Genomic DNA, 9555 nt, shown 5'->3' on the forward strand with positions numbered 1-9555 from the left:
GTGGGCGACCCCGGCGTCGGCAAGACCGCCATCGCCGAGGGGCTGGCCAAGAAGATCGTCGAGGGCGAGACGCCCGACGTGCTCGCCGGGGCCACGATCTTCAGCCTCGACATGGGCGCGCTGCTCGCAGGCACCCGCTATCGCGGCGATTTCGAGGAGCGGCTGAAGGCGGTCGTGAAGGAGCTCGAGGAGCATCACGACGCGATCCTGTTCATCGACGAAATCCACACGGTGATCGGCGCCGGCGCCACCTCGGGCGGGGCGATGGACGCCTCCAACCTGCTCAAGCCGGCGCTGCAGTCGGGCTCCCTGCGCTGCATGGGCTCGACGACTTACAAGGAATATCGCCAGCATTTCGAAAAGGACCGCGCGCTGAGCCGCCGGTTCCAGAAGATCGACGTCAACGAGCCGTCGATCGAAGACAGCATCAAGATCCTCAAGGGTCTCAAGCCCTATTTCGAGGAGCATCACGACATCCGCTACACGGCGGAGGCCATCAAGGTCGCCGTCGACCTGTCGGCCAAATACATCCACGACCGGAAGCTCCCCGACAAGGCGATCGACGTGATCGACGAGGCGGGGGCGGCGCAGCACCTGCTGCCCGAGAGCAAGAAGCGCAAGACCATCACCGCCAAGGAGATCGAAGCAGTCGTCGCCAAGATCGCCCGCATCCCGCCGAAGACCATCTCGAAGGACGACGGCGAGATGCTGCGCGACCTCGAAGCGAGCCTCAAGCGCGTCGTGTTCGGCCAGGACGCCGCCATCGAGGCGCTCGCCTCGGCGATCAAGCTCAGCCGGGCGGGCTTGCGCGAGCCGGAGAAGCCCATCGGCTCCTATCTGTTCGCGGGCCCGACCGGCGTCGGCAAGACCGAAGTCGCCAAGCAGCTCGCCGATGTGATGGGCGTGGAGCTCAAGCGCTTCGACATGTCGGAATACATGGAGAAGCACAGCGTCAGCCGCCTGATCGGCGCGCCGCCGGGCTATGTCGGCTTCGACCAGGGCGGCCTGCTGACCGACGCGGTCGACCAGCAGCCGCATGTGGTGCTGCTGCTCGACGAGATCGAGAAGGCGCATCCGGACGTCTACAACGTGCTGCTGCAGGTGATGGACCACGGCAAGCTGACCGACCATAACGGTCGGACGGTGGACTTCCGCAACGTCGTGCTCATCATGACGTCGAACGCCGGCGCGCAGGAGCAGGCGAAATCGGCCATCGGCTTCGGGCGCGAGCGGCGCGAAGGCGAGGATCTGGCGGCCATCGAGAAGATGTTCACGCCGGAGTTCCGCAACCGCCTCGACGCCGTCGTGTCCTTCGCGCCGCTGCCGCGCGAGGTGATCCTTCAGGTGGTCGAGAAGTTCGTGCTCCAGCTCGAAGCCCAACTGATGGATCGCGGCGTCTCCATCGAACTCAGCCCCGAGGCGGCGCAGTGGATCGCCGACAAGGGCTATGACGACAAGATGGGCGCGCGTCCGCTCTCCCGGGTGATCCAGGAGTTCGTCAAGAAGCCGCTTGCCGAGGAGCTGCTGTTCGGCAAGCTGGTGAAGGGCGGGCTGGTCCAGATCTTCTTGCGCGACGACAAGCTGCATCTCGAGATGACGCCCGCCGGCGCGCCGCGCCTGCCGCGCCAGGAGACGCCGCTGCTCACCGCCGATTGAGCCGCGCGTCCCGCCCGCGCGGCGGCGCGGGCGGGAGGTCCGCCGCATAGCTCAGCGTGGCGAAGGCTTCGCGATGCAGCCCCAGCGCCGTGCGCTCGGGACTGTCTTCGTTGCGCTGCGCCGCACGTCGCCGCCCGATCGCGTCGATGGCGACCACAGCAGCGCAGAGCGCCGCCGCCGCGAAGGCGATGCGCAGCATCGGGGGCGCCTCGACGGCGGCGGTTGCGAGGACCAGCGCCACCGAGACCGCGCCCGCTGCCGCAGCGCTCAAGAGCGCCGACACCGTCCGCGCTGCGCGCGCACTTTCGGCTTCATCGCGACGTGATCGCGCGTCCTCGATAAGGCGGGCCAGCCGCGCGCGGTAGCGCCGTCGGCGCAAGGGGTCGAGGGCGGCGAGGTCGCGGGCGATCAGGCGGCGCACCGCCGTCGCGTCGGGATGCGCCGCCGCCGCGGGATCGCGGTCACGATGCGGAAGGCTGGGCACGACGCGGCTCCCATGCTGGCGCTGGGCCCTCATCTCACGCCGGTTTTCGGACAATTTCCATCGAATTGCGCGCAGTAAACCAATGCTGCGCGCACCGGTTGCGCAGTGGTCAGGCGCGGGTCGCCGCCATCAGGTAATTCACCGACAGATCGTCCCGGTCGAGCCGCCAGCGGTCGGCGAGCGGCGCATAGACCATCCCCATCCGGTCGACCGCGCGCAGCCCCGCCCCCGCGAGCGCGATCTCCAACTCATCCGGCGCGACGAAGCGCCGCCAGTCATGCGTGCCGCGCGGCAGCCAGCCCAGCACCCATTCCGCGCCGACCACGGCCTTGAGGAAGCTCGCCGGCGTGCGGTTGAGCGTGGACAGGATCAGCAGCCCGCCGGGGCGCAGCATCTCGGCGAGCGGGCGCAGAAAGGCCGCGCGGTCGGCGACATGCTCGACGATCTCGAGCGCGAGGATCGCGTCGAAGCCCGCGCCTTCGGCGGCGAGCGCCTCGGCGGAAATCTGGCGGTAGTCTATGTCGAGCCCGTCGAGCGCGGCATGGGCGCGCGCCGCCGCGATGGCGGCCTCGGCGGCGTCGATCCCGGTCGCGGACGCGCCGAGCCTGGCCATCGGCTCGGTCGCGAGCCCGCCGCCGCACCCGACGTCGAGCACGCTGAGGCCCTCGAACGGCCGGGGCGCGCGCGGGTCGCGCCCGAACTGGGCGGCGATCTGGGCCACGACGTAGTCGAGCCGGACCGGGTTCATCCGGTGCAGCGGCGCCGCCGGACCGTCGATGTCCCACCAGCGCGCGGCCATCGCGTCGAATTTGGCGATCTCGCCGGGATCGATGGTGTTGGACATGGCCGCCGCTCCGCTATGCTATCGCGCAGTCTCGTCCTATGACATAGAGCCACGCGCCGCCTCGCGCGAGCCTAGGAGAGCAGATGATTTCGCCGCGTCGCGCGCTCTACCCCGCGATCGAGCCGTTCCACCGCTTCCGCCTCGCCGTTCCCGGCGGGCACGACCTTTATGTCGAGGAATGCGGGACCCGCGGCGCGCAGCCGGCGGTGGTGCTGCATGGCGGGCCGGGCGGCGGCTGTTCGCCCGGGATGCGGCGCTATTTCGACCCTGACGCCTGGCACGTCACCCTGTTCGACCAGCGCGGCTGCGCCCGCTCGCGCCCGCACGCCAGCGTCGAGCGCAATACGACCTGGGACCTGATCGAGGACATCGAGGCGATCCGGCGGCGCATCGGCGTCGAGCGCTGGACGGTGTTCGGCGGCTCCTGGGGCGCGACTCTGGCGCTGCTCTACGCGCAGGCCCATCCCGAGCGCGTCTCCGCGCTGATCCTGCGCGGCGTGTTCCTGATGGAGAAGCGCGAACTCGACTGGTTCTACGGCGGCGGCGCGGCGCAGTTCTTCCCCGATCTGTGGGAGGAGTTCGTCCGCCCGATCCCCGAGCACGAGCGCGGCGACCTGATCGCCGCCTATCACCGCCGGCTGATGACCGAGGACCTCGCGAGCCAGACCGACCACGCCCGCCTCTGGGCGCGCTGGGAGGGCTCGACGGCGACGCTGCGCGCCGATCCGCGCGCCCGCCCCGGCTTCGGAGACGCAGCCTATGCGCGCGCCTTCAGCCGGATCGAGTGCCACTACTTCCACAATGCGGGCTTTCTGCCCGAAGACGGCCACATCCTGAAGCACGCCGGGGCGCTGCGCGACATTCCCGGCGTGATCGCGCAGGGGCGCTACGACATGGTGTGCCCGCCGCAATCCGCGTGGATGCTGCACAAGGCATGGCCGCGCTCCGATCTGCGGCTGGTCGGCGACGCCGGCCATGCGCTCTCGGAGCCGGGGATCACGGCGGAGCTTCTGTCGGCGACCGACGCCTTCCGCGAGACCCGGCGCACCGCTCGCAGCCTCGCGCGCTGAGCGCCCCGGAACCGTCGCCCGACCCGGTTCGGGACAGGGCGCGATCGGGGGCCTTGCGCCCCCGAACCTGCCTCATTATCGTAAATGCGAGTGACGGGCCGCCCGGTTGGGCGGCTCGCCTTTGTTTTATGGCGCCGCATCGCGGCGCGCCTTGGAAGGAGCCCGTCGATGGAGAAGGTTCCCATGACCGCCGCCGGCTACGCCGCGCTCGAGGCCGAGCTGCGGACGCTCAAATCCGTCGAGCGCCCGGCGATCATCCAGGCGATCGCGGAGGCGCGCGAGCATGGCGATCTGAGCGAGAACGCCGAATACCATTCCGCGCGCGAGAAGCAGTCCTTCATCGAAGGCCGCATCAAGGAGCTGGAAGGGCTGATCAGCCGCGCCGACGTGATCGATCCGCTCAAGGTGGCGGGCGACACGATCAAGTTCGGCGCCACGGTGCGCCTCGTGGACGAGGACACCGAGGAGGAGAAGACCTACCAGATCGTCGGCGAAGTCGAGGCGAGCGTCGAGAACGGCAAGCTCAACATCAAGTCGCCGCTCGCGCGCGCGCTGATCGGCAAGTCCGAGGGCGACAGCGTCGAAGTGATGACACCGGGCGGCGGGCGCTGCTACGAAGTCCTCAAGGTCGACTACGTCTGACCCTGCGCCCGCCATGGCGCCTCCCGACCGGCTGACCCTCGGCGCATCGGCCGCCGCGGCGCTCTGGGCGCTGGCGGTGGCGGCGTATGCGGCGGGCTTCTACGCCGTCGCGACGCCGCCGCTCGGACGGCTCGCGGCGCTGCTCTTCATCCTGACGGCGCTCGCGCCCGCCGGGCTGCTGGCGGTTGCGGTCGCGCTGCTCCGCCGCGCCGAGACTGCGGCGGCGACCCAGGCGCAGGCTGCGCCGACCCCGCCGCCGTCGACGTCGACGCCGCCCGCCGAGCTGCGCGCCCTCGCCGCGCGGATCGCCGGACTGGAGACGCAGATCGCAGGGCTGCGGCGCGCGCTCGAAGCGACCGCAGCCGCCCCGCCTTCCCCGGCGCCGCTTCCTCCTGCGACGCCCTCCCCCGCCCCGCCTTCTCCCGCGCCTCAACCGCGTCGCGCCGCCCCCGCCGACGAGCCGTCGCTGCCCTTCGCGGAGATGCCGCCCGGCGACGGCCCGCGCTCGCCCTCCTGGGACGACCTCGCTCGCGCGCTCGACTTCCCGCGCGACGATCGCGACGCGGCGGGCTTCGCGGCGCTGCAGGCCGCCGTCCGCGACCCGGAGGCGGCGCGCCTGCTGCAGGCGGCGGAGGACATGCTGACCATGCTCGCCGCCGACGGGCTGCACATGGAGGACCTCGCGCCGGTCCCCGCCAGCCTCGACGCATGGGCGGCCTACGCCGAAGGCGCTCGGGGCGCGGCGGCGGCGGCCATCGGCGGGGTGCGCGACGAGGCGGCGCTGGCGCTGGTCCAGGCCCGGCTCAAGCGCGACGCGATCTTCCGCGACGCGGCGCTCGTCTTCGCGCGCCGCTGGGGGCCGTTCATCCAGCGGGTCTTTCGCGAGACCGGGCGCGATCCGCTGCTGCTGCGCATCGCCGACACGCGCTCGGCGCGCGCCTTCATGCTCGTCGCCCGCGCGATGGGCGCATTCGACTGAGCGGCCCCCTGACCTGTGGCGACGCGCCGCAGACGCGCTATGCTCCCCTCCGCCAGCCCGCCGGCCCGAGCGCGGGAGAACAGGGAGAGAGACATGACCTCATCGTTCAGGATCGCCGCGCCTTTCGCCGCCATGCTCGCCTTCATGGTCGCCGCCGCCCCGCTCGCCGCGCAGGAGACCGCAGCGCCCGAGGGCGCTCAGCTCTATTTCGTAGGGCTGGAGGACGGCGCCACCGTTTCGAACCCGGTGACGGTCGTGTTCGGCCTGCGCGGAATGGGCGTGGCGCCGGCGGGGATCGAGAAGCCCGCCACCGGCCACCATCATCTGCTGATCAACCGCCCCCCGCTCGGCCAGGGGGAGTTCGGCGCCGAGGAATTCGAGCTCGCGCTGCCGGCGGACGATCATCACAAGCATTTCGGCGGCGGCCAGACCGAGATCACGCTTGAGCTGCCGGCGGGAACGCACACGCTGCAGCTCGTGCTCGGCGACCACAACCACGTCCCCCACTCCCCGCCCGTGGTGTCCGAGGTGATCGAGATCACCGTGAAGTGAGTCCGTCAGCGCGCGAGCGGCGCGCGGCGGTAGGAGGCGGCCTCGGCGACATGGGGCCGCCCCACCCGGTCGGCGCCGTCGAGATCGGCGATGGTGCGCGCGAGCCGCATCACCCGGTGATAGCCGCGCGCGGTCAGCCGCAGCGCCTGCGCGACGCGGTCGAGCAGCGCCTGGCCCTCGGCGTCGGGCCGGGCGATCTGTTCGAGCAGCGCGCCGTCGGCGGCGGCGTTGATCGACACCGGCGCGTCCAACCGGGCGTAGCGCGCACCCTGCCGCGCCCTCGCCGCCGCCACCCGATCAGCGACGGCGGCGGACGCCTCGCCCAGCGGCGCGCGCGAGAGTTCTTCGGGCGTGAGCGCGGGCGTCTCGATCTGGATGTCGATGCGGTCGATCAGCGGCCCCGACAGCCGCGCCTGATAATCGAGCCCGCAGCCCGGCGCGCGCGAGCAGGCCTGCGCGGGGTCCGCCAGATGGCCGCAGCGGCAGGGATTCATCGCCGCGATCAGCTGCACGCGGCTGGGATAACGCAGATGAGCGTTCGCCCGCGCCACCACGGTCTCGCCCGCCTCGAGCGGCTGGCGCAGGCTCTCGAGCACGGGGCGGGGAAACTCCGGCAGCTCGTCGAGAAACAGCACGCCGTGATGGGCGAGGCTGACTTCGCCCGGCGCCGCCCTCCGCCCGCCGCCCACCATCGCCGCCATCGAGGCGGAGTGATGCGGCGCGCGGAACGGGCGGGAGCGGCTGATCCGCCCGCCCTCGATCAGCCCCGCGACCGAATGGATCATCGAGACCTCCAGCGCCTCCTGCGGCGAGAGCGGCGGCAGGATCGAGGGCAGGCGCAGCGCGAGCATCGACTTGCCGGCGCCTGGCGGGCCCATCATCAGCATGTTGTGCCCGCCGGCTGCGGCCACTTCCAGCGCGCGCCGCGCCCGCGCCTGACCCCTCACATCGACGAGATCCGGCGGAGCGACCCGCGCGCACGGCGGCGCTGGGCGCGGCGCGGCCAGCGGCGCGCGACCGGCGAAATGGTTGATCAGCGCCACCAGATCGGCGGGCGCGAGAACTTCCACCCCGCCCACCAGCGCCGCCTCCGCGCCGCAGGCGGCGGGGCAGATGAAGCTGCGATCGGCCTCGGCGGCGGCGAGCGCCGCGGGCAGCGCGCCCGCCACCGCGGTCAGCGCGCCGTCGAGCGACAGCGCCCCCATCGCCGTGTGCCGCGACGCCTCATGCGCGGGGATCACCTCCATCGCCGCGAGCAGCGCCAGCGCGATCGGCAGGTCGAAATGCGCCCCCTCCTTCAGCATGTCGGCCGGGGCGAGGTTCAGGGTGATGCGCTTGGGCGGCAGCGCGAGCCCGATGGCGGACAGGCTCGCGCGCACGCGCTCGCGGCTCTCGGTCACCGCCTTGTCGGGAAGGCCCACGATGGCGAAAGCGGGCAGGCCTGCGGAGAGCTGGCACTGGACGTCCACCTCGCGCGCCTCGACGCCCTGAAAGGCCACAGTGTAGGTGCGCGCGACCATCTTCCCCCGCCCGATCCGCGACCCTAGCGCTGCGGGCGACCCAGAGGGGAGCGGCGCAATTGTCGCTGCGCCGGGAGGGGGCGACGCCTCACATGACCCGCTGCTCGAAAGCGTCGGAGAACGCCTCCGCTTCGGCCTCCGCCTCGGCGCGCATCCGGGCGTGGTGAGGGCTCAGCGTGCAGGCGGGGTCCGTCGCCGACGCATCTCCCGTCCACGCCAGCGCCTGACAGCGGCAGCCGCCCCAGTCCACGGTCTTGCGCGGGCAGGAGGCGCAGGGCTCCGGCATCCACGCCGTCCCCCGGAAGGCCGCGAAGGCCGCGCCTTCCGCCCAGATCTCGGCGAGCGGGCGTTCGGTGACGCGGTCGAAGACCATGCCGGGGATGGTTTCGGCGGCATGGCAGGGCAGAACCTTGCCGGAGGGCGTGACGTTCAGCCCGACGCGCCCCCAGCCGCCCATGCAGGGCTTGGGGTATTTCGCCAGATGATCGGGCGTGACGTAGTCGATGGCCAGCACGCCTTCGAGCCGCTTGCGCGCCTGCGCGGCGATGTCGCCGGCGCGTGCGACCTGCTCGGGCGTCGGCATCAGCGCGCCGCGATTGCGGTAGGCCCAGCCGTGATACTGGGTGTGCGCGATTTCGAGCCGCCGCGCGCCGAGCCGCACCGCGAGGTCGATGGTCTCCGGCAGGCGGTCGAGGTTCTGGCGGTGCATCACCGCGTTCACCGTCAGCGGAACCCCCGCTTCGGCGATCCAGCCCGCCACCCGCATCTTGGTCTCGAAACCGCCCGCATAGCCCCCGATGCGGTCGGCGCTGGCCGAATCGGCCCCCTGGATCGAGAGCTGCACATGGTCGAGCCCCCGCGCGACCAGATCGCCAAAGACGCTCTCGGTCAGCCCGACGCCCGAGGTGATGAGGTTGGCGTAGAGCCCGGCGCGCACCGCCGCCTCCACGATCTGCGGCAGGTCGCGCCGCGCCGCCGGCTCGCCGCCCGACAGATGCACATGCAGCACGCCCATGGCCGCCACCTGTGCGAACACGTCGGCCCAGACCTCCGCAGACAACTCGGACGACCGCCGCTCCAGGTCGAGCGGATTGGAGCAATAGGGGCATTTGAGCGGGCAGCGATGGGTGAGCTCGGCCAGCATCGCCATCGGAACGGGGATCGCCGCGTCGGCGCGCAGCAGGGGTTTCGCCTCGGTCATCACGCGGCCTCCACCATGCGACGGCGCATCAGATCGGCCAGAAACGCCCGCGCGTCCTTCGCCACCTGCTCTTGCGGCGCGTTGAAATCGGCGGCGAGCTTGGCGGCGACGGCGGCGAAGTCGCGTTCGCCGTCGAGCGCCGTCAGGATCGCAGAGCCGATGGCGTCGAGCTTCACGGCGCGCTCCGGCGCCAGCAGGAACCAGGCTTTGCGGACGTCGCACCAGCGCAGCCGCACGCCGCGCGGCATATAGGGCCGCTGGTCGTCGGCCGGTCCCTGCAGTCCGCTCACGCCGCTTGCTCCGTCATTGCGATCCCGGGCGCCCAGGCGCCCGGGGCTGGCGCGCCGTTCACATAGACGTGCTCGATGGCGTCGAGCTGGCTCCAGAGCATGGCGCATTTGAATTCGAGCGCGCGGATCGCCGCCCGCTGCGTCTCGGGCGTCGTCGCGTGCCGCTTGACGTAGTCGAGCGCGAAATCCGCGTCTCGCGGCGCTTCGGTCAGGCGCTTGTCGAAATACCGCAGAGTCTCGGGGCTGACGAAGTCGTAGTGGCGCAGCATCCCCGACACCCGCGCCTTGATGATCATCGGCGAGAACATCTCGGTCAG

10 protein-coding genes and 1 pseudogene are annotated in these 9555 nt (G+C 71.7%); 5 read left to right on the plus strand and 6 right to left on the minus strand.

Annotation, left to right across the window (positions count from 1 at the left end; translation table 11 throughout):
* Positions 1-1656, plus strand: a 1656-nt coding sequence (locus V7Q31_RS15295; RefSeq protein WP_333834730.1) for an AAA family ATPase, incomplete at its 5' end; no start/stop codon positions are given.
* Here V7Q31_RS15295 and V7Q31_RS15300 read toward each other — a convergent pair.
* Positions 1643-2140, minus strand: coding sequence for a hypothetical protein (locus V7Q31_RS15300; protein ID WP_333834731.1), 498 nt, complete (start codon positions 2138-2140; stop codon positions 1643-1645). The genes V7Q31_RS15295 and V7Q31_RS15300 overlap by 14 nt on opposite strands.
* A 109-nt stretch (positions 2141-2249) precedes the next feature.
* Entirely contained in the window at positions 2250-2984 is a 735-nt protein-coding gene (ubiG, locus tag V7Q31_RS15305; RefSeq protein ID WP_333834732.1) for a bifunctional 2-polyprenyl-6-hydroxyphenol methylase/3-demethylubiquinol 3-O-methyltransferase UbiG, read from the minus strand.
* 83 nt (positions 2985-3067) lie between these two features.
* Here ubiG and pip point away from each other — a divergent pair, with 83 nt between their 5' ends.
* The 4 genes from pip to V7Q31_RS15325 all read left to right on the plus strand — a co-directional run bounded on the left by pip (position 3068) and on the right by V7Q31_RS15325 (position 6227).
* The gene (gene pip / locus V7Q31_RS15310) at positions 3068-4054 is read left to right on the plus strand and encodes a prolyl aminopeptidase (protein ID WP_333834733.1); all 987 of its coding nucleotides are present in this window, start codon (positions 3068-3070) and stop codon (positions 4052-4054) included.
* 168 nt (positions 4055-4222) lie between these two features.
* Positions 4223-4696, plus strand: coding sequence for a transcription elongation factor GreA (greA, locus tag V7Q31_RS15315; protein WP_333834734.1), 474 nt, complete (start codon positions 4223-4225; stop codon positions 4694-4696).
* 13 nt (positions 4697-4709) lie between these two features.
* Positions 4710-5675, plus strand: a complete 966-nt coding sequence (locus V7Q31_RS15320; protein ID WP_333834735.1) for a hypothetical protein — start codon at positions 4710-4712, stop codon at positions 5673-5675.
* Between the two features lie 93 nt (positions 5676-5768).
* Positions 5769-6227 (plus strand): DUF4399 domain-containing protein, encoded by a 459-nt coding sequence (locus V7Q31_RS15325; protein ID WP_333834736.1) that lies wholly within the window; start codon positions 5769-5771, stop codon positions 6225-6227.
* Positions 6228-6232: 5 nt separating this feature from the next.
* Here the strand turns inward: V7Q31_RS15325 and V7Q31_RS15330 are convergent, their stop codons facing one another.
* From V7Q31_RS15330 to V7Q31_RS15345, 4 genes and pseudogenes are all read right to left on the minus strand, one after another.
* A complete protein-coding gene (locus V7Q31_RS15330) occupies positions 6233-7747 on the minus strand; it encodes a YifB family Mg chelatase-like AAA ATPase (RefSeq protein WP_333834737.1) in 1515 nt (504 codons plus the stop codon).
* A gap of 88 nt (positions 7748-7835) precedes the next feature.
* Complete coding sequence (pqqE, locus tag V7Q31_RS15335; protein ID WP_333834738.1) at positions 7836-8948, minus strand: pyrroloquinoline quinone biosynthesis protein PqqE; 1113 nt, start codon at positions 8946-8948, stop codon at positions 7836-7838.
* The gene (gene pqqD, locus V7Q31_RS15340; RefSeq protein ID WP_333834739.1) at positions 8948-9238 is read right to left on the minus strand and encodes a pyrroloquinoline quinone biosynthesis peptide chaperone PqqD; all 291 of its coding nucleotides are present in this window, start codon (positions 9236-9238) and stop codon (positions 8948-8950) included. The genes pqqE and pqqD overlap by 1 nt, the downstream gene beginning before the upstream one ends.
* Positions 9235-9555: pseudogene (locus V7Q31_RS15345) on the minus strand (pyrroloquinoline-quinone synthase PqqC); the annotation flags it as partial. The gene pqqD and the pseudogene V7Q31_RS15345, both read right to left, overlap by 4 nt.

Origin of the sequence: Rubrimonas sp. (assembly GCF_036788415.1) — a bacterium.
Lineage (GTDB): Bacteria > Pseudomonadota > Alphaproteobacteria > Rhodobacterales > Rhodobacteraceae > Rubrimonas.